The sequence below is a fragment of the Streptomyces sp. RPA4-2 genome, assembly GCF_012273515.2.
Lineage (GTDB): Bacteria > Actinomycetota > Actinomycetes > Streptomycetales > Streptomycetaceae > Streptomyces > Streptomyces kaempferi.
The window spans coordinates 2,432,280-2,450,516 of record NZ_CP050975.2 but is presented as its reverse complement, the minus strand read 5'-3'; the positions used below and the strand labels follow the sequence as shown (position 1 = coordinate 2,450,516).

Below are 18,237 nucleotides of genomic sequence, written 5' to 3'. Positions count from 1 at the left end.
GCGGTGACGCGGGTGTCCGTGCGGATGCTCGTACGGATGCCCGTGTGGCGGCCCGGGGTCGCGGCGTACGGTGCGCCGCGCGGGTGAGTCGGTGGGCGTGCGGGTCGGGTCCGGTATGTGAGGTCGGTGGGCGTGCGGGTCGGGTCCGGTATGTGGGGTCGGTGGGCGCGCGGGTCGGGTCCGGTACGTGCGAATGGCGGGCGCGGCCTGGCGGTTGGCCCGGGACATGAGACGGCGGGGGCACCGGTTGGCCCGCGCGGCCCGGGCCGCGTTAGGTTTCACCCATGACCGACACGACTGCCACGCGCACCACCGGCGCCGTCGCCGCGGGCCTCGCCACCCTCACCGCCGACGGCACCGTCCTCGACACCTGGTTCCCCGCGCCCGAACTGTCCACCGAACCCGGCCCGGCCGGCACCGAGCGGCTGTCCGCCGAGCGTGCCGTCGAACTGCTCGGTGAAGGCGCCGCGAAAGCCATCGGGCCCGACGCCCGCCGGGGCGTCGAAGTGGTCGCGGTCCGCACGGTCATCGCCTCGCTGGACGAGAAGCCGATCGACGCGCACGACGCGTACCTGCGGCTGCACCTGCTCTCGCACCGACTCGTACAGCCGCACGGCCAGAGCCTGGACGGCATCTTCGGCCACCTCGCCAATGTCGCCTGGACCTCGCTCGGCCCGGTCGCCGTCGACGACGTCGAGAAGGTACGGCTCAACGCCCGCGCCGAGGGACTGCACCTCCAGGTCACGTCCATCGACAAGTTCCCGCGCATGACGGACTACGTCGCGCCCAAGGGCGTCCGCATCGCCGACGCCGACCGCGTCCGGCTCGGCGCGCACCTCGCCGAGGGCACCACCGTGATGCACGAGGGCTTCGTGAACTTCAACGCGGGCACCCTCGGCACCTCGATGGTCGAGGGCCGCATCTCGGCCGGCGTCGTCGTCGGCGACGGCTCGGACATCGGCGGGGGCGCCTCCACCATGGGCACCCTGTCCGGCGGCGGCAACGTCCGCATCACCATCGGCGAGCGCTGCCTGGTCGGCGCCGAGGCCGGCGTCGGCATCGCCCTCGGCGACGAGTGCGTGGTCGAGGCGGGCCTGTACGTCACGGCGGGTACCCGCGTGACCATGCCCGACGGCCAGATCGTCAAGGCCCGCGAACTCTCCGGCGCGTCCAACATCCTCTTCCGCCGCAACTCGGTCACCGGAACCGTCGAGGCCCGGCCGAACAACGCGGTGTGGGGCGGACTGAACGAGATCCTGCACAGCCACAACTGATCGTCGGCGTCCGTGACGTGCGGCCGGTCACCGGAGTACCGCTCCGAACCGCCGCTGATCTGTCGGCAGTTGTCGACGCCGGTAACCATCGAGCGCCCTTCCACGGCCCCCGGACGGCCAGGGAGGGCGCTCGTGCGTCAGGGGATAGCGGCCTTGCGAGGCGGACGTGATCTGTGAGGGAGGTCCCCAGGTCACTCGGGCTGTCGTGGCAGCCCAGGTGAATCGCGCATCGACGTGGACGGTTCCGGCATGTGGTCCTCGTCGTACTCCCCCTCGCTCACCCGGGGGTCTCGGACAGCAGCCCTCCGGCCCCGGCGCCCCCCCGCAAACTTCCTTGCGGCACCACCCGCATCACCGACATCGTCAAGGACGTCCTGGTCCTGCAGCTCGGCGCGTCAGCATGAGGTCGGCGAAGCACCGGCACGGGCGAGGACGGCGCAGCCGTCGACGACATGAGGGAGCCGGTTCACCGTGGCAGACGTCAGGGTCACCTACGACAAGACCGTGAACGCAGCGTACGTGTACTTCACCGATCCACAGGCCCACGTGCACTCCGCGCACATGTATCCCTGTGATCCGGTGGACGTCGACGGCATGATCAACCTCGACTTCGACGAGCAGGGCCGCCTCATCGGTATCGAGGTGTTGGCGGCCGACTCAAAACTGCCCACGTACCTGCTCGAGTCAGCGGAGCGGCTGGACACCGAAGGCGCATGAAGGAGTGGCGCACGGCAGCCGCCGTCGCCCGGGTGCGCTCAACCGCAGGTTGGGAAGGGCTCACTGCCGCGACGAACGAGCCCTGAGCACTGCTCTGCGTCGCACCTGGGTGATTCGAACGCAACCCGCCCCAGCCGACCAGGCGGCGGCGCCAGTCCAGGGGAGTGACGGTGATGGCCCGGTCGGGGTCGTGGTCCCACTCGGCGTTGAGGCCGGCTGCTTCGAGGGCGGCCACGACCTCGTCGCCGATGGCCGTGGTCGTCTCGGACGAGCCGTCGAAGCCACCGTAGAGAAGCGTCAGTCCGTGCCCGGCCGCGGCGGAGTCCGTGCACTGAGTGTGGAAGTGGACGAAGCCGCGGGCGTCGGGCCCGCCTTCGCCGACGATCTCGGACTGACCGCAGGTGCGGCAGCAGGTGAAGTTCTCGCGGGCGGTGATACCGGCCTCCTGGAGTGCAACGAACGCGCGGGTGAGCCGCTCAGGGTCCGTCTCGCCCTGCCATGCGGCCTGCTCCGCCACGCGCTTCAGCCACATCCGGTCGGCCAGCGCGTCCCAGCCCCAAGGGATGCGCGACGCGACTCCACCGCGGCAGCCGGACCAGCCCTGATCCCGGTAACTTGGCGGTAAGGTGGCGATCTTCGGGCGGCGGAAGCCGTACGGAGTCCTCGAAGGCCGGGTCCCTCATGCATCCCGCCGACCATCCCGCACGCCGTCGCCTCAGCGCCGCTCTGGACAACCTCGCCGGCACCTTCCGCGGTATGACCGCACATCCGGACGAGTACAACTGCGACTGTCACTGGGGCAGTTCCGAGGAACTCTCCCTTCTGAAGACGCCGGACGTGGAACTGGAGCCGGATCTCCTGCGCCGGACCTGGCAGGCCGTTGACTGGACCGATCACGCGGCCGTGTTGCGCCGCATACTGCCGCAGTTCGCCACCGTGTTGGTCGCCGGTCGCGCGGAAGCCCTGTCCGGGCTGGACGAGGCCGGGTACTGCTTCGCCCGCGGTCGCTGGCAGGAGTGGTCCGACGATCAGGCAGACGCGGTACGGGATTTCCTGCACGCCTGGTGGGTGCAGAGCCTGACCGACCCGGATGCGATCGTCCCGGCGCACGAAGTCTTCCTGGTGTGTGCCGAGGCCTCCGGGACTGTCGGTCCTTGGCTGGCCGAGTGGGAGAGGCGGACCGGCCACCTCAGCGATCGACGTCTCGCCGAGGCGGCGGCGGAATGGGAGTACGAGCTCCTGGGGGACAGCCTGCCGTGGGGAGTGTGCTGGTACGAGCATGATGAGGAGGAGATGCGCGCCGAACTGGTCCGCTGGCTCCTCGAACACGCCACGGTGCGGCTCCGGGAGTCGGGCGCGTCGGTCGATCTGCGGCACCGGATACGGCTGCTCGGCCTCACCGAAGAGGACCGCTGGACGGATCCGCACTGGCCCGGCCACCGGTACTGACGTGCGGTCAGCGCGAACTCGGGCCGACTCGCTTACTCAAGAGGCCTTTTGGGACGATCTCTCCGGAGGGGTGCGAGCGGACATGCTCGAACTGATGGAGTGGCTGGCCGAGCGCGGAGTCACGACGGTTTTCAAGGTCGACGGTGACCGCATGGTCGAGCGGAGGTCGGCATGGATGGTCGTCGTCAGCGGTGGGCCGCTCGGCGAGGACGCGTTCCTCCGTGCGGACCTGCGCACGGCGGACGCGTGCCTCGACTCGTTGCTCGCTCACCTGGAGGGCCTGGGCCTGTCGCCGCTCGCATGATCAGCCCGTCCCGTACGGTCCCCGCTGCCCCTGGACGTGCACGACGGGCGGGGAGGTGGCTGAGGGAGGCCGGTCAGAAGGACAGGGAAAGGCGGTCCGCCCGGGCGGAGCAGTCGCCTCGGATCGAGGCCGGCCATTCCGCTGTCGCTGCGCGCGACCACGTCGAGGCCGTCGACGAAGAGGTACGTGTGCACGGCAGCACACGACGGCGGCCCAGGACACGTACTGACGAGGAGCGTGCTCACCGCACCGTCGCCGTGTCCATCGGACACGGTGGCCCTCAGCTCGCGGGGGGATCCGCGCGGCATCCGCAACTCCGCTACGCGGACAGCGTCGCCGCGAACTCCTCCAGGGTGGTGAAGTCCGGTGGGAGCAGGCCCCGTCGGGGGTCGACGTGGTGCAGGAGCGCGGGGGCGGGATGGTGGGCGGTCACATAGGTGTCGTCGGCCGGGGACTGTTCGTCGTCCACCCAGGCGAAGGGCCGGCCGGCCGCGTACGTCACGATCCGCTCCGTCTTCCAGTGCACGCCGTCCGGCCGCGTGGCGAACAGGGCGCCGGTGAAGTCGACGTACGGGAGCGCGGGCAGACCGATGACCGGCCCGATGTGGCGGTTGGCGGCGTCCATCCAGGTCGTCGCCCAGCACAGGTCGTAACCGAGGCCCAGGAGGGCGCGGCCGTGCTCGGGGTGGAGCCAGACACGCAGGGGCCTGCCGGGGGTCAGCGTCACCCGGATCGTCGTGTACCCCTCGGGCCGGCGCTCCGGCTGGGCCGCGTACGGGTTCAGCGGGCCGTCGACGTCGAGGAACAGCAGCGGTCGGCTCACGGGGCCCACCGTAAGGGACACCGGGTGAAGGGGACCGCGTAATTTCCCTCCGGCCGGGGGCATAGTGGCGGACGGTCCCGCGCGTCATACGGGGCAGGGGAGTGCGGCGAGGGCCGTCGGAGAAGACCCGCGGGAAAGACGAAGGTGACGATGGATGCCGAAGCACAGGAGAATTTCCGGGAGTTCGTGGCGAACCGGTCGTCCGCGCTGCTGAGGACGGCCGTCCTGCTCAGCGGCGGGGACCGCCACGCCGCCGAGGACCTGCTGCAGACCGCCCTGATCAAGGCCGCCGGGCGCTGGCACCGCATCGACGAACCCGAGGCGTACGTACGGCAGATCCTCTACCGGCAGCAGGTGAGCCGCTGGCGGCTGAAGTGGCCCCGGCGGGAGGTGAGCGTCGCCGAGCCGCCGGAGGGCGCGCACCACGGCACGGACTCCTCGGCCGCGGCCGACCTGCGCGTCGTGATGCGCGGCGCGCTGGCCCGGCTCACCGCACGCCAGCGCACCGTTCTCGTACTGCGCTACTACGAGGACCTGCCCGAGGCCGACGTGTCCCGGCTCCTCGGCTGCTCCGTCGGGACTGTGCGGTCCACGACACACCGCTCGCTCGCCCGGCTGCGCGCCCTCGCCCCTGAACTGGCCACGCTGGGAACGGGGGAGGCCGGGCAGCAGCCGTCCCGTGACTTCTCGCCCGTGGAGGTGCGATCGTGAACGTCGACCAACTGGTGCGCGACTCCCTGCGGGAGCAGGCCGCTGAACAGCCCTCCGTGGGACCGGGCTTCGCCGACCGCGTGCTGGCCGTCCGCCGGCGCCGGCGCACCCGTACGCTCGGCTCCGTCGCCGCGGCCGCCGCCGCGGTGGTCGCCGTCGCCGTGGCGGTGCCGCTCGTCTCCGGCAGGGACGACGTACGCCCCGCGAGCGTTCTGGACGGAACCGGGTTGAGCGCCCACCCGGACCAGTCGCCGCCGCGTGACCTGATCGCGGCAGGCGACGTGGCGCTGGGCGCGTACTACACCGCGAAGTCCGTGCCGCAGACGAAGGACCGCGCCGTCTACACCCGCACCTACTGGCTGCTCGACCCGAGGTCCGGACGATACGAGAAGAACAGCAAGTGGTCGTTCGTCGCCGTCGCCCCCGGTCTGCGGACCGCCGCCGTCCTGGAGAACGACCTGCCCACCCGGAGGATCGGTCTGCTCGACCTCACCACCGGCAGGATCGAGCGGTGGATCCCGGTCGACCACGGGGTGGGGGGACTCGCGTTCTCCCGGGACGGGAGCAGGCTCGTCGCGACGACCTACGACGAGAACCCGGACCTGCGCGACAAGGTGCACGGCACCTCCGGGACCGACTGGATGGCGCGCTACGGCGGGTCGAGCAGGTCCGGGTTCCTCGTCGTCGACGTGGCCTCCGGCAAGGGGACCTGGAGCGGCGTCGCACCCGGCCGCTCCACCGGCGCCCGTGAGGACTTCGCCTTCAGCCGCGACGGCAGGCTGGTGTACTCCCGGGTCGTCGTGGCGGGGGGCCGGGACGGCATGCAGCAGTTCTACGACCTGGAGGGCGCGAAGGTGCCCGCACCCGCGAACGAGTTGTACCTCCGGGCGGACGTCGGCGCGCGGCTGTCCCCGGACGGCGGCCTCGCCGCGAGCGGCCTGACGCGCGAGAAGCCCGACAAGTCGTACTCCGCGCTCCTCGATCCGCGCACCGGCAAACGGATCACCCTGGTGCGTGGAGCGGAGTTGCTCGCCTGGGTCGACGACAAGAGGCTCATCGCCTGGGAGAGGCTCCCGGGCGGGACCCTGTACCGGCCCCAGCTCGTGCTGGTGACGATCGGCAGCGACAAGGTCGTACCACTGAGCGGTGGCCCGGCACTGAACAGCGACCCGACGCGGCAGTCGTGGGAGCCCGTCTTCGCCGAGCGCTGATCAGCAGGCCACCAGTTCTTCGTACACCGCCAGCAGACCGTCGGCCACCTCCGGGCCGGCGGACCGCAGCGGCGCGCGGACCGGACCCGCGGGCAGGCCGAGCCGGCCGAGCAGGGCCTTCGCCGTGACCGCGCCGGGCAGACCGGCCGACATCATCGACTCGACCAGCGGGATCACCTGCCGCTGGCGGCGGGCCGCCTCGGCGGTGTCCCCGGAGTCGAACGCGTCGAGGATCGCGCGGAAGGCGCCCGGGGCCGCGTTCGCCACCGTGCTGACGTATCCGGCCCCGCCGATCGCCCGCAGCGCGAGCACGTACTCGTCGCACCCGGTGTAGTACGCCAACTCCGTCCGGGCCAGCACCTTCTGGGTGCCGAGCAGGTCGTACGCGCAGTCCTTGACGGCCACGATCCGGGGGTGCCCAGCGAGCCGGATCAGGGTGTCGGGCTCGATGCGGGTGCCGGTGCGGCCGGGGATGTCGTAGAGGACGAGCGGCAGCCCGGTGGCGTCGGCGACCTCCCGGAAGTGGGCCTCGACGGCGTCCTGCGGCGGCCTGCTGTAGTACGGGGTGACGGCCAACAGACCGTCCGCTCCCGCCTTCTCGGCCTCCTGGGCCAGCTCCACCGTGTGCCGTGTGTCGGCGGTGCCGACGCCCGCGAGGATCGACACACGGCTCCCGACCGCCTCCCGCACGGCCCGCACGAGCGCGGACTTCTCGGCGTCCGTCGTGGTCGGGGACTCGCCCGTGGTGCCGGACAGGACCAGACCGTCGCAGCCTCCGCGGACCAGCCGGTCGGCGAGCAGCGCCGCCCCGTCGAGGTCGAGCGCACCCGCTTCGGTGAAGGGCGTGACCATCGCGCAGAGCGCACGGCCGAAGGGAGGCGCGGGTGTGGCCGTGGCCGTGGTGCGAGGGATGTGCGTCATGTGAGCAGTCTCGGCACCCTCATGGTGAAGCTCCACTTAATTCTTCTACGACATGGTCGGAAGGGCTGCTACGAGGTGCCTCTTTCGGGGGCTTCCCGGAGGCACTGGTGCCAACTCGGGCCCCCATGGGTCACCATGACGAGGACGGAAGTCGACGGCAGATCGCGGGAGGCGTCATGAGGCTGGGCAGGGCACTCGCCACCGGAGTCGCGGAGGAGCAGGTCCGCGCGGACGAAGAGGATCTCCGGCAGGCCGAGGGGATCGCGGAGGTCGCGGAGCCGGAGACGGCCGCGCCCGAAGAGGTCCCGGTCGCCCGATGAGGCTGCGGCTCCCCGAGGAACGCCCGACGGAGCCGCCGACCGGATACAAGATCGCCCACCCGGTGCTGTCCCAGGACGGCACCCGGGCCGGGTTCACCGGCGTCTCGCTGGGTGGCGCGCTGCCGTACGGAGTGCTGGACGAGGCGCGCTGCGTCTACGGGCTGCGGCACCGTACGCCGCACCGCCGCTGCGACTGCGGCTTCCACTGCGTGCACGACCGCGCCGCCGCCGAGGCGCTGCTGTGCACCACCGAGCACCGGGCGGCCGCCCTTCTGGAGGTCACCGTCCTCGGCGCGTACATCCGCTTCGAGCAGGGTTTCCGCTACGCCCGCCAGCGGGTGCGCACCGTGACGGTCGGCCCCTGCGCGTGCGGTGCGGTGGCCACCGCGCTCGCTGACGCCGGCTGGGGGCGGCCGGGCCGGCGCGGTCTGACGGCGGCCTGCGCGGGTTGCGTACGCGGCCGCGGGTCCGTGTCGCTCGCCGGGTTCGCCCGGCTGGCGGGGGAGGGGCTGCGGGTCCGTGCCGGGAGCGGGATCGCGGTGGTGGATCCGGCCGCCGGGTTCGGGGTGTCCGAACTCGCCGCCGAGGCGGCCCTGTTGCAGGCCCGACTCGACTGGTTCCAGACCCAGCTGGCGCGACTCGGCGAGAGCGGGGAGCGGGGGTAGCGAAGCGGGACACCGGCGGCCACGCGCACCGTGCGCCCGCCGGTGCGCCGCCGCCGGCTTCGCGTACGCCCGCGCAGCCCCTTCCCTCCGCCACCCGACCGACAACTCCACCCTCCTGGACAAAAAAAGTGTTCGGTGAGACGGTAGGGGCATGTTGGATGTGACCGTCATCGAGGACGCAGAGGCCGCAGCCGTCTCGTTGGACCCGATACGGGCCCGGCTGCTGGCCGAGCTGGCCGCCGGACCCGCGTCGGCCGCCATGCTGGCCGGCAAGGTCGGGCTGCCGCGGCAGAAGGTGAACTACCACCTGAAGACGCTGGAGCGGCACGGCCTGGTCGAGCTGGCGGGCGAGCGCCGCAAGGGCAACGTCACCGAGCGGCTGATGCGGGCGACCGCGGCGTCGTACGTCATCTCGCCGCTCGCGCTCGCCGCCGTGCAGCCCGATCCGGACCGCTTCCGCGATCAGCTCTCGGCCCGCTGGCTGCTCGCGCTCGGCGCCCGGCTGGTCCGGGACGTCGGCTCGCTGATCACCGGCGCGACCAAGGCCCGCAAGCGGCTCGCCACGTTCGCGCTCGACGGCGAGGTGACCTTCGCGACCGCCGCCGACCGTGCCGCGTTCATCGAGGAGCTGACGCAGGGGGTCGGCGCGCTCATCCGCAAGTACCACGACGGGAACGCGGAGGGCGGACGGGATCACCGGATCGTCGTCGCCGTCCACCCCACGGTCAAACCGGAGTCCGTCACCGATCCTGCCGCGCCGCCCGGTGCCGCTCCCGTCGCGGCGGCTTCCTCGGCGACGTCCTCCGCCATCGCCGCCACGGCCCCTGCCCCGATCCCGCCCGCCCAGGGCTGACCCCAGGAGAATCACCGCCATGTCCAAGGAATTCGAGATCGCCCGCGAGTTCGAGGTCGACGCCACCCCGGAGCAGATGTGGGAGGCCATCACCAGTGGCATCGGTGGCTGGCTGTGGCCGATGGAGTTCGAGCCGCGCCAGGGAGGCAGCGGACCCTTCGGTTCCACACTCACCAACTGGGACCCGCCGCACCGCCTGACCAGCCGGGTCGAGGACGTCCAGGGCATCTCCCAGCAGACCCTCAACCAGATCGACGAGACCATCGAGCCGCGCGACGACGGCCGCCGTTCCTGGATGCGCTACGTGCACAGCGGCATCTTCGTCGAGGACTGGGACAACCAGTACGACGGGGCGAGCCGGCACACGGACTTCTATCTGCACACCCTGCGGGAGTACGTGACGCACTTCGCGGGCCGCCCGGTCGCCTTCGCCACCTTCGACGGACCCGAGGCGTCCATGGCGTCCGACGCCTTCACCGCGGTGGGGCGTGCGCTCGGGCTCGCCGACGACACCGAGGCGGGGGCGCGCGTACGGGCACGGGGACCCGAGGGCCAACTCCTCGACGCCGTACTCGACTTCCGTAACCCGTACTTCATCGGCCTGCGTACCGAGGACCAGTTGCTGCGTTTCTTCGGACGCAACCACTGGGGTGCCCCCGTCGGCATCAGCGTCCACGACTTCGCGGCCGACGCCGATGCCAAGCGCGACGAGACGGCCTGGCGGGGCTGGCTGAACGGCGTGTTCGCGGCCTGAGCGCCCACAGGAAAGAGCCCGGCCCCCCGGACGACGGGGCCGGGCTCTTCCGCACACGGGGTTACGGCCTGAACCTCAGCACCTGCGGGTCGTGGTCGCTGATCTGGTCGGAGAACTCCGAGTTGACGTGCACGCTGTCGTAGTCGAGGTCGCAGTCGCGGCGGATCGACGGGCTGACCAGGATCTGGTCGAGGACCTGCTCGTTGCCCTGGTAGTCGTACGTGTAACGCTCGCTCTTCGGCAGCGACTTGATCGCCGACCAGAGCTCGCCGTGACCCTCCAGGATCTTCGCGGTGTCCGAGAACTCGAAGTCGTTCAGGTCGCCGAGCGCGATCACGTCGGCGTCCTTCTGGGCCTTCAGGATCTGGTTCACGAAGGTGTTCTCCGCGGTCGCCTGGAGGTGGCGCTGGGTCTCCGAACTGCGCACCGGAGGCTGGTACTGCGCGGTCAGACCCTGGTCGCCGCCCTTGGAGGCGAAGTGGTTCGCGATCACGAAGACCGTGCGGCCGCGGAAGACGAACTCGCCGGCGAGGGGCTTGCGGCTGGACGTCCAGGCCGTGTTGCCCGGGTCGATCCGGCCCGGGGAGGCGGTCAGCCGCGCCGTGCCGTGCACCTTGGTGACGCCGACGGCGGTCGTCGAGTCGCCGCCCGCGCGGTCCGTGAAGGAGACCCGCTGCGGGTTGAACAGGAACACCTGACGGATGTTGCCGCCCGGCTCGCCGCCGTCCTGGTCGTTGACCGGGTCGATGGAACGCCATTCGTACTTCGGGCCGCCCGCCGCGACGATCGCGTCGATCAGCTTGTTCACCGTCTGGTCGGCGGCTACCGTGCCGTCGTCCGTCGCGCCGTTGTTGTCCTGGATCTCCTCCAGGGACACGATGTCGGGCGACTGGAGGTTGTTCACGATCGCGGCCGCGTGGGCGGCGAAGGTGCCGTCACCCGGGTCGAGGTTCTCCACGTTGTACGTCGCCACCGCCAGCTCGCCGCGCGACTGCCGGCGGGTCGTCTCGCGCTGCAGGCCGCCCTTGTCCAGGGTGCCCAGCCGGCTCGCGACGAGCGTGTAGCCGCCGAACTGGTTGAAGTCGAGCGGGCCCTCGGTGGTGCCGGCGAGCTCGTCACCGACGTTCGCGGCGGGGAAGTCGGCGGTCGCTCCCAGGGACTGGATCTGCAGACGCCCGGTGTTCTGCGAGGTGTACGCGCCGTAGACGGTGCCGCCGCGCCGGCCGGCGTGCTCGTGCGGCTTCACGGTGACCCACAGCTCGCTGTACGGGTCGGTCGCGGTGACCACACGGGTGTCGGCGACCTGGACGTTCATGCCCTCCAGGGACTCGTAGTAGTCCAGGGCGTACTTCTTCGGCTCCAGGGTGAGCGCGTTGACCGAGCCGCTCGCCGCCGTGTCACCGGCGGGGGTGTAGGCGTCCGGCACGGAACGGCGGTTGATCACCGTGGCGGCGGGGACCGGGTTGCCGGACGACAGCACCGTGACCACCGGCTTGGTGATCTCCGTCACCGACTGGTTACCGGTGGAGGCTCCGCCCGGCACGAACTCCGAGACGGTGCCCGAGACCGTGACCGAGTCGCCGGCCGCCACCTTCGGGGTGGAGCTGGTGAAGACGAAGACGCCCTCACTGGTGGCGGGGTCGGCGTCCGGGGTGGGGTCCTGGATCCAGAAGCCCTTGGACGAGCCGTAGGTCCGCACCCCCGTCACCACGCCCGCCACGTCCGTGACCTGCCGGCCCGCGTACGGGGACACCCGGGTCGTGCCCTGGATGTCGTGGATGCGGACGGTGTCCGCGTGGGCCGGTGCGGTGAGCACGACGGCGGAGACGGTGGAACAGACCGCGGCTACGGTCAGCGCGCCGATGCGCGCGGTTCTCTTGCTCGGCAAGGGAATCCCTCCGGGGACATACATGAGCGCCGGGACGAGGGTGAAGCGGTGGGGGGAACACGACCCGTATGCGGATCGGTGACGCGCGTAGAAAAAATCGGCGAGCCCAACCCCCGTTGAACTTCTACGCGCGTCAATCTCGTGTGTGAGCGGGGGAGTTGTCAAGGTTTCGGTGGTGTCCAGCTTTTGGCAGGGACATGAACCGGGCGGCATGGGTGGAAATCCGTCTAGGCTGAGTCGTCCACGTGGATTTCCGGGGTGGCGTCCGGGTGTGCGTGTCCAGGGCGGGCTCCTGGTCTCGACGGACCCCCTGCCGTATCCCGCCTGTCCTCGCCGTCAAGCCCACCCCTGTCCGTCATGCTTGTACCGGTCCTGTTCGTCGGGTCCTGTCCGGTCCCGTTCGTCGGGTCCTGATCGTTCGGAGGAGAACCCAGCCGATGTCAGACAGCTCCCCCTTGCCGCCGGTGCGGCTGACGTCCGAAGCGGAGCTGGCGCGGGACGCGCTCGCCACGCCGCTGCTCTCCCGCGCCGCGCGGCTGGCCCGCTGGGCCGGGCCGGACACGCGGGTCGGCGCGGGCGGTGAACTCGTCGAGGAGCAGCTCGCCGGGGCGGCCGACGCGCTCGGGCTGAGCGGTGACGACGCCGCGGCCTTCGCCAGTGAGGCCTGGCGGATCGCCGTCGACACCGGACTCGTGGAGATCGTGGACGAGGACGAGGGCACCGTCGCCGCGGGCGCGGACCTCACCCTGCTCACCTCCGGCGGGCCCCAGGACGTCCTGGGGGTGTGGCTCGTCGCCCTGGAGGCGGTGCTCGCCGACGCGAGCGTGCCCGACCTCGACGAGCTGGCCGGAGCGGTGGAGGACGGCGGGGAGCTCGACCTCTCCTCGCTGGCCTGGGACCCCGAGGCCGAGGCCGAGTTCCTGGACGGCGTGCTCGCCAATCTGTACCTGCTGACCGTGAGCGAGGGCGGGGAGGGGCCGGTGCCGCTGCCGGCCCTCGCCGCGTCGATGATCGTGCCCGATGACATGGGAGACCCCAGCAACGACGTGCTGGAACAGGTGTCGGACGCGATGATGCGGCTCGACGACCAGTTCCGGCTGCTGGAACCCGTCGGACTCGTCGACTTCCAGCCGGTCGACGAGGCGCTGATGGCGGACACCGACGAGGAGTCGGCAGGCCCCCTCGACGAGACGGACGTCTCACGGTACGGGATGGTGCAGCTGACCCCGCTCGGTCTTTACGGGCTGCGGGCCCGGCTGCTGGAGGCGGGGTTCTCCGTTCCCGCGGTGGGTGACCTGGTGGACAAGGGCGCGGACGCGCTGCTGGACGGCACCGGCGCCTTCCCGCCGGCCGCGGCGCAGGCCGAGACCGAGCAGTGGCTCGCCCGGCGTGAACCCCTCCCCGCCGCCCGGGAGTTGCTCGCCGCGGCACGCGGCGGCGACGCCGGCGCGCCGCTGCGGCGGCTGCGCTGTCAGCAGGCGCTCTCCCTCGTCGGCATGGAGGCCGAGCCCGCGCTGCGTGACGTCCTCGACGACGCCGAGCTGGGCGGCCTCGCCCGGGTCTGGCTCTCCGAGCACGGCGCCGTCGACGTGCCCCCGCCGTCCGAGGCGATGATCTTCTGGCTCACCATCGACACGGTCGCCGCGCAACTCGCGGCCGAGGGGAACTCCGCGGAGCTGCAGGGTCTCGTGGAGGGCCTGGCGCAGCAGCACGGCGGCTTCTTCGCCGCGGCCTGGCGGGTCGACCACCCCGCCACGCCCGACGTCCTGGAGGCGATGGGGCGCCTGCACCCCGACAAGAAGGTCGCCAAGGAAGCCCGCAAGGCCGCGTTCAAGGCACGGTCGCAACAAGGGGGCTGAGGGCGCCGGCCGGGATCCGCGCGCCGCGTCGGGGAGAGCGGGCGCGCGAGGGGACGGCTGAGGGCGTTTTGGGTACCTGTGGTCCAGCCCTTACGGATTCATGGAAGGGAGTCCGGTGAAGTCGCCGGGCGTTCAACTCCCGTTCAGGCCGGGGCGGGACGGTGTGCCCGCAACGCCGTCCGCGGCCCTCCGTAGCCTTCCATGGTCATCCTCACCGTCACAGGAGACACCCATGTCGCTCACCCGCAGGGACTTCGCCAGACGATCCGCGATCACCGGTGCCGGAGTGGCCCTGGCCGGCAGTGTGGGCGCCCTCGCCACCGCCCCGAACGCCCTCGCCTCCACCGACACGGAGAGTGTGGGAGAGGAGTCCGCGGACCGGCACGGCGGTGTGGGCTACGGACCGCTGGTCCCCGACCCCAAGGGCGTACTCGCGCTGCCCGCCGGATTCTCCTACCGCGTCATCACCTACAGCGGCCGGACCAAGCTGGAATCCGGTGAGTTCACGCCGTCCAACCACGACGGCACGTCCACCTTCGACGGCCCGCGCGGCGCCACCCTCCTCGTCAACAACCACGAGCTCAAGGGCACCCGCGACAACTGGAAGTACCCCGTGCCGCTCACCGAGGGCCTGGTCTACGACCCGGCCGCGTCCGGTGGCTGCACCGTCGTCGAGGTTCGCCACGACAAGGTCGCCGAGTGGGTCGGCATCGCCGGCACGTCCACCAACTGCGCGGGCGGCAACACCCCTTGGGACACCTGGCTCACCTGCGAGGAGACCGAGGACAAGGCCGGCCAGAGCGGCATGACCAAGGACCACGGCTACGTCTTCGAGGTCGACCCCGCCGACCGCCGCCGCCACCGGAACCCCGAGCCGATCAAGGCGCTCGGCCGGTACGCCCACGAGGCCGTCGTCGTCGACGCCAAGCGCGGCCGCCTCTACCTCACCGAGGACGCGGCGACGCCCAACGGCCTGCTGTACCGGTGGACCCCGCCGCAGGGCTTCGAGCACGGCCACGGACAACTGCGCACCCTCGCCGACGACGCGGGCGCCCTGCAGGCCTTCAAGTGCTTCGACTCCGGCGGCCGTTTCGTCGACGACCTGTCCCGCGCCACGAAGATCGGCACCGTGTACGGCGTCGACTGGGTGGACGTCCCCGACCGTGACGCCAGGACGGTCTCCGTACGCAAGCAGTTCGCCGCCGGTGAGGTCACCCGCGCCCGCAAGCTCGAAGGCATGTGGTGGGGCGACGGCGGCGTCTACATCGTCTCCTCGTACGCCCGCGAGGAGAGCCCCGTCCAGCACGACGGCCAGGTCTGGTTCTACGACCCCAAGCGCCGCACCCTGACCCTGAAGGTCCTGATCGGAGTGAACCCCGACCCGTCCGTGGACGGTGCCTTCGACGGTCCCGACAACATCACGGTCTCCCCGTACGGGGGTCTGGTCATCGCCGAGGACGGCGAAGGCGTCCAGCACCTGTTCGGCGCCACCGACAGCGGACGTACGTACCCGATCGCCCGCAACGAGCTCAACATCGGCACCGAAGGCGAGCCGGCCTACAGCGAGTTCACCGGCGTCACCTTCTCGCCGGACGGCCGGACGCTGTTCGCGAACATCCAGGAACCCGGAATCATGCTCGCGATCACGGGTCCCTGGAAGCGCCAGAAGCGCGGATGAACTCCGTGGAAACGCGGCTGAACTCCGCGCATTCGCCCCACGATTAATTCGCTCGCCCGTTCCGCGGTACGCCTCCTAGAGTGATGCACGTCCAGGTGCGAAGGCAGGACCTACTTCCACTCATAATGGGGCGGCCGCGGGTTCGAGTCCCGCCACCGGTACAACAGGCCGGTGTAGCTCAGGGGTTAGAGCACCTTGTCGGTTCCGCCGATCCTGAACTCTGGACACCACAATTTCATGCACCTCCCGGTGCGCGGGCTGCGGCTACTTCTCTGCAAAAGAATCCCATGCCGCCGCCGATTCTGATCTCGGGAGGCGCAGCTCAAGGTGGGTGCCCGGTGCCCGGTGCGCAGGCGACGGCTACTTCATGGGATCGGACGGTTGCGGGTTCGAGTCCCGCCGCCGGCTTCGGCCGGCGTAGCTCAATCGGTAGAGCATCTGGCTGGTCCGTCGCCGCCCTCTGAACTCGGGCACCCTCCCTTTGCCGCGCCTCCCTCCGAAACACGACGTCACCGTCGTACCGAGAATTCGGGGGAATTCATCATGGCGCGATTCAACACCAAGGCCGCGAAGGCACAGCCCACTTCGCGGGTCACCTCGACCGGCCGCGTCCTGCGGACACATCAGGGCGGCCGCGGACGGGAGCGCGACGCGCGCTCCGAGCTCTTTCTGCTCGCCGTCTCCCACTTCGTCTCGCAGCAGACCTTCTACGAGAGCGGCGCCGACCGCGACGACCGGTTCGCCACGCTGGTGCGCGAGCTCGCCGTCCACGACCCCTCGTGGACGGCCGCCCTGCTCGGCTGGCTGCGCGGCGACGGCAACCTGCGCTCCGCCTCGGTCGTGGGCGCCGCCGAGTACGTGAAGGCACGCCTCGACGCGGGCGCCACCGACGGCCCCGCCAACCGTCAGGTCGTCGCCTCCGTGCTGCGCCGCCCCGACGAGCCCGGCGAGCTGCTCGCCTACTGGACCTCCCGGTACGGCCGCAACGTGCCCAAGCCCGTCAAGCGCGGCATCGCCGACGCCGTACGACGTCTGTACAACGGCAAGTCGCTGCTGAAGTACGACACCGCGTCCAAGGGCTACCGCTTCGGCGACATCCTCAACCTGGTGCACGCGGCGCCCGACCCCGACAAGCCGTGGCAGGGCGAGCTGTTCCAGTACGCCCTGGACCGGCGCCACAACCCCGACACGGCGCTGCCGCCCGCCTCGAACCGTGTGCTCGTCGCGCACCGTGAGCTGATGGCGGTGCCCGTCGCCGAGCGGCGCGCGGTCGTGACGGCTCCGGACGGTGCCGAGCGGCTCGCGGCGGCGGGTCTCACCTGGGAGGCGCTGGCGGGCTGGCTGCAGGGTCCGATGGACAAGGCGGCCTGGGAGGCCGTGATCCCGTCCATGGGCACGATGGCGCTCGTTCGCAACCTGCGGAACTTCGACGAGGCGGGTGTCGGCGACGACGTGGCGGCCCGGGTCGCGGTGCGGATCAGCGACCCGGCGGAGGTGGCACGGTCGCGCCAGTTCCCCTTCCGCTATCTGGCCGCCTACCAGCACGCGCCCTCGCTGCGCTGGTCGTACCCGCTGGAGCAGGCGCTCGGGCACTCGCTGGCCAACGTGCCGGCGCTGCCCGGACGGACGCTCGTGCTCGTCGACCGGTCCGGCTCGATGTTCTTCTCGCGGCTGTCGGACCGCTCGGAGCTCAACCGGGCCGACGCTGCGGCGGTCTTCGGCACGGCGCTCGCCCTGCGCGCGGCGGACGCGGACCTGGTCCAGTTCGGCACCAGCAGCGACCGGGTGCGGTTCCGCGGGGGCGAGTCGGTGCTGAAGGTGCTGGAGCGCTTCGGCGACCTCGGTGGCACGAACACCAGCGAGGCGGTACGGGCGCACTACCGGGGGCACGACCGGGTGCTCATCGTCACGGACGAGCAGGCCGCGTACAGCCACCACGGCGACCCGACCGAGCAGGTCCCGGCGCACGTACCGGTCTACACCTGGAACCTCGCCGGCTACCGGGCCGGCCACGGACCGGCCGGCAAGGACAACCGGCACACGTTCGGGGGCCTGTCGGACACGGCGTTCCGGATGGTCTCCCTGCTCGAGTCCGGCAGGGACGGGCTCTGGCCGTGGATGAGTGAATGAGCGCGGGGCCGCCGGGGAAGTCATCGGGCGACGCGGTGACTTGCCCGGCCCGGGCGCGGGCGCGGTGGGGTGGAGAGGCAGGCCGGCTCCATGTCCCTTTCCTCGTACGTGCCTTACCCGCTGCTGTTCGGGCCCTCGCCGGTGCATCCGCTGGAGCGGCTGACGCGGCACCTCGGGGGGTGCCGCGCTCTGGGCCGAGCGGGAGGACTGCAACTCCGGTGTGGTGTACGGCGGGATCAATGGGATGGTCACCGACCCCGTCTACGAGGGGAAGTCGATGGCCGGGATCATCGACCTGGTGGCACGCGGCGAGATCGGGCGCGACGCCACCGTCCTGTACGCCCATCTCGGCGGCCAGCCCGCCCTGAACGCCTACAGCGTGCTCTTCTGATCCTGTCGGCGGCGCCCGGTGATGGCCAGGGCGACATTGACCACGGTGGAGTCGGCGCCGACCATGAGGCGGGCGGTGACGGTGACGAAGAGGGCGGTGCCGAGGCGGGCCGGGGGCAGGCCGGATTCGCAGGGTTGGCCGGGTTGGCCCGGCGGGCCGGGCGTGGACGGTGTGGAAGGTGGTGACGGGGTGGGCATGGGATGCTCCCTGTCTGTGTCCCCGGTGCGGGGCGTGCGGGCGGCGCGGACTGCCCGCGAGGAATGTGGGGACTTTCTCCGTTTGATGCCCG

At 71.3% G+C, this 18,237-nt stretch carries 17 protein-coding genes and 2 pseudogenes; 14 read left to right on the top strand and 5 right to left on the bottom strand.

Features of this window, described 5'->3' with window-relative positions; all coding sequences use genetic code 11:
- The first annotated feature begins 284 nt into the window (after positions 1–284).
- Positions 285–1,274, top strand: coding sequence for a 2,3,4,5-tetrahydropyridine-2,6-dicarboxylate N-succinyltransferase (gene dapD / locus HEP85_RS10465; protein WP_168527536.1), 990 nt, complete (start codon positions 285–287; stop codon positions 1,272–1,274).
- A gap of 471 nt (positions 1,275–1,745) precedes the next feature.
- Positions 1,746–1,991 carry a DUF2283 domain-containing protein gene (locus tag HEP85_RS10460; RefSeq protein WP_168527535.1) on the top strand — a complete coding sequence of 82 codons (246 nt, stop codon included), beginning with the start codon at positions 1,746–1,748 and terminating at the stop codon, positions 1,989–1,991.
- Positions 1,992–2,124: 133 nt separating this feature from the next.
- Here the strand turns inward: HEP85_RS10460 and HEP85_RS10455 are convergent.
- Positions 2,125–2,538: pseudogene (locus HEP85_RS10455) on the bottom strand (hypothetical protein); the annotation flags it as partial.
- Between the two features lie 134 nt (positions 2,539–2,672).
- Between HEP85_RS10455 and HEP85_RS10450 the strand changes: the two are divergent.
- Positions 2,673–3,440: a hypothetical protein gene (locus HEP85_RS10450; protein ID WP_168527534.1), complete on the top strand. Its 768-nt coding sequence runs from the start codon at positions 2,673–2,675 to the stop codon at positions 3,438–3,440.
- Between the two features lie 82 nt (positions 3,441–3,522).
- Entirely contained in the window at positions 3,523–3,744 is a 222-nt protein-coding gene (locus HEP85_RS10445; RefSeq protein WP_168527533.1) for a hypothetical protein, read from the top strand.
- 319 nt (positions 3,745–4,063) lie between these two features.
- On the opposite strand, the gene HEP85_RS10440 is transcribed toward HEP85_RS10445, so the two are convergent.
- Positions 4,064–4,567, bottom strand: a complete 504-nt coding sequence (locus tag HEP85_RS10440; protein ID WP_329287015.1) for a hypothetical protein — start codon at positions 4,565–4,567, stop codon at positions 4,064–4,066.
- Positions 4,568–4,717: 150 nt separating this feature from the next.
- On the opposite strand from HEP85_RS10440, the gene HEP85_RS10435 reads away from it, so the two are divergent.
- Together HEP85_RS10435 and HEP85_RS10430 are read left to right on the top strand one after the other, a co-directional pair.
- The gene (locus HEP85_RS10435) at positions 4,718–5,278 is read left to right on the top strand and encodes a SigE family RNA polymerase sigma factor (RefSeq protein WP_369657672.1); all 561 of its coding nucleotides are present in this window, start codon (positions 4,718–4,720) and stop codon (positions 5,276–5,278) included.
- Positions 5,275–6,489 (top strand): WD40 repeat domain-containing protein, encoded by a 1,215-nt coding sequence (locus HEP85_RS10430; protein WP_168527530.1) that lies wholly within the window; start codon positions 5,275–5,277, stop codon positions 6,487–6,489. The genes HEP85_RS10435 and HEP85_RS10430 overlap by 4 nt, the downstream gene beginning before the upstream one ends.
- Here the strand turns inward: HEP85_RS10430 and dapA are convergent, their stop codons facing one another.
- Positions 6,490–7,410 carry a 4-hydroxy-tetrahydrodipicolinate synthase gene (dapA, locus tag HEP85_RS10425; protein WP_356015807.1) on the bottom strand — a complete coding sequence of 307 codons (921 nt, stop codon included), beginning with the start codon at positions 7,408–7,410 and terminating at the stop codon, positions 6,490–6,492.
- 176 nt (positions 7,411–7,586) lie between these two features.
- On the opposite strand from dapA, the gene HEP85_RS10420 reads away from it, so the two are divergent.
- The 4 genes from HEP85_RS10420 (at position 7,587) to HEP85_RS10405 (ending at position 10,002) form a co-directional block, all read left to right on the top strand.
- Positions 7,587–7,730 (top strand): hypothetical protein, encoded by a 144-nt coding sequence (locus tag HEP85_RS10420; protein WP_168527528.1) that lies wholly within the window; start codon positions 7,587–7,589, stop codon positions 7,728–7,730.
- On the top strand, positions 7,727–8,395 hold the full coding sequence (locus HEP85_RS10415) for a hypothetical protein (RefSeq protein ID WP_329287006.1): 669 nt from the start codon (positions 7,727–7,729) through the stop codon (positions 8,393–8,395). Before HEP85_RS10420 ends, HEP85_RS10415 begins: the two co-directional genes overlap by 4 nt.
- Before the next feature lie 151 nt (positions 8,396–8,546).
- Positions 8,547–9,248, top strand: a complete 702-nt coding sequence (locus HEP85_RS10410) for a helix-turn-helix domain-containing protein (protein ID WP_168527527.1) — start codon at positions 8,547–8,549, stop codon at positions 9,246–9,248.
- Between the two features lie 19 nt (positions 9,249–9,267).
- On the top strand, positions 9,268–10,002 hold the full coding sequence (locus tag HEP85_RS10405; protein WP_168527526.1) for an SRPBCC domain-containing protein: 735 nt from the start codon (positions 9,268–9,270) through the stop codon (positions 10,000–10,002).
- Positions 10,003–10,063: 61 nt separating this feature from the next.
- Here the strand turns inward: HEP85_RS10405 and HEP85_RS10400 are convergent, their stop codons facing one another.
- On the bottom strand, positions 10,064–11,890 hold the full coding sequence (locus HEP85_RS10400; protein ID WP_168527525.1) for an endonuclease/exonuclease/phosphatase family protein: 1,827 nt from the start codon (positions 11,888–11,890) through the stop codon (positions 10,064–10,066).
- 437 nt (positions 11,891–12,327) lie between these two features.
- Between HEP85_RS10400 and HEP85_RS10395 the strand changes: the two genes are divergently transcribed.
- The 4 genes and pseudogenes from HEP85_RS10395 to HEP85_RS10380 all read left to right on the top strand — a co-directional run.
- Entirely contained in the window at positions 12,328–13,749 is a 1,422-nt protein-coding gene (locus HEP85_RS10395; protein WP_369657671.1) for a hypothetical protein, read from the top strand.
- Positions 13,750–13,981: 232 nt separating this feature from the next.
- Entirely contained in the window at positions 13,982–15,427 is a 1,446-nt protein-coding gene (locus HEP85_RS10390) for an alkaline phosphatase PhoX (RefSeq protein ID WP_168527524.1), read from the top strand.
- 543 nt (positions 15,428–15,970) lie between these two features.
- Positions 15,971–17,557 carry a TROVE domain-containing protein gene (locus tag HEP85_RS10385; RefSeq protein WP_329286996.1) on the top strand — a complete coding sequence of 529 codons (1,587 nt, stop codon included), beginning with the start codon at positions 15,971–15,973 and terminating at the stop codon, positions 17,555–17,557.
- A 241-nt stretch (positions 17,558–17,798) separates the two neighbouring features.
- Positions 17,799–17,948 (top strand): annotated as a pseudogene (locus HEP85_RS10380) (aminocyclopropane-1-carboxylate deaminase/D-cysteine desulfhydrase family protein); the annotation flags it as partial.
- Here the strand turns inward: HEP85_RS10380 and HEP85_RS10375 are convergent.
- Complete coding sequence (locus tag HEP85_RS10375; protein WP_168524944.1) at positions 17,930–18,145, bottom strand: hypothetical protein; 216 nt, start codon at positions 18,143–18,145, stop codon at positions 17,930–17,932. The pseudogene HEP85_RS10380 and the gene HEP85_RS10375 overlap by 19 nt on opposite strands.
- Positions 18,146–18,237: the final 92 nt, after the last annotated feature.

Excerpts from the sequence above, each read along its gene's own strand:
- dapD (WP_168527536.1), top strand. The coding sequence starts at position 285 with ATGACCGACACGACTGCCACGCGCACCACCGGCGCCGTCGCCGCGGGC.
- HEP85_RS10450 (WP_168527534.1), top strand. The coding sequence starts at position 2,673 with ATGCATCCCGCCGACCATCCCGCACGCCGTCGCCTCAGCGCCGCTCTG.
- HEP85_RS10445 (WP_168527533.1), top strand. The coding sequence starts at position 3,523 with ATGCTCGAACTGATGGAGTGGCTGGCCGAGCGCGGAGTCACGACGGTT.
- HEP85_RS10435 (WP_369657672.1), top strand. The coding sequence starts at position 4,718 with ATGGATGCCGAAGCACAGGAGAATTTCCGGGAGTTCGTGGCGAACCGG.
- dapA (WP_356015807.1), bottom strand. The coding sequence starts at position 7,410 with ATGACGCACATCCCTCGCACCACGGCCACGGCCACACCCGCGCCTCCC.
- HEP85_RS10420 (WP_168527528.1), top strand. The coding sequence starts at position 7,587 with ATGAGGCTGGGCAGGGCACTCGCCACCGGAGTCGCGGAGGAGCAGGTC.
- HEP85_RS10415 (WP_329287006.1), top strand. The coding sequence starts at position 7,727 with ATGAGGCTGCGGCTCCCCGAGGAACGCCCGACGGAGCCGCCGACCGGA.
- HEP85_RS10410 (WP_168527527.1), top strand. The coding sequence starts at position 8,547 with ATGTTGGATGTGACCGTCATCGAGGACGCAGAGGCCGCAGCCGTCTCG.
- HEP85_RS10405 (WP_168527526.1), top strand. The coding sequence starts at position 9,268 with ATGTCCAAGGAATTCGAGATCGCCCGCGAGTTCGAGGTCGACGCCACC.
- HEP85_RS10395 (WP_369657671.1), top strand. The coding sequence starts at position 12,328 with ATGTCAGACAGCTCCCCCTTGCCGCCGGTGCGGCTGACGTCCGAAGCG.
- HEP85_RS10390 (WP_168527524.1), top strand. The coding sequence starts at position 13,982 with ATGTCGCTCACCCGCAGGGACTTCGCCAGACGATCCGCGATCACCGGT.
- HEP85_RS10385 (WP_329286996.1), top strand. The coding sequence starts at position 15,971 with ATGGCGCGATTCAACACCAAGGCCGCGAAGGCACAGCCCACTTCGCGG.
- HEP85_RS10375 (WP_168524944.1), bottom strand. The coding sequence starts at position 18,145 with ATGCCCACCCCGTCACCACCTTCCACACCGTCCACGCCCGGCCCGCCG.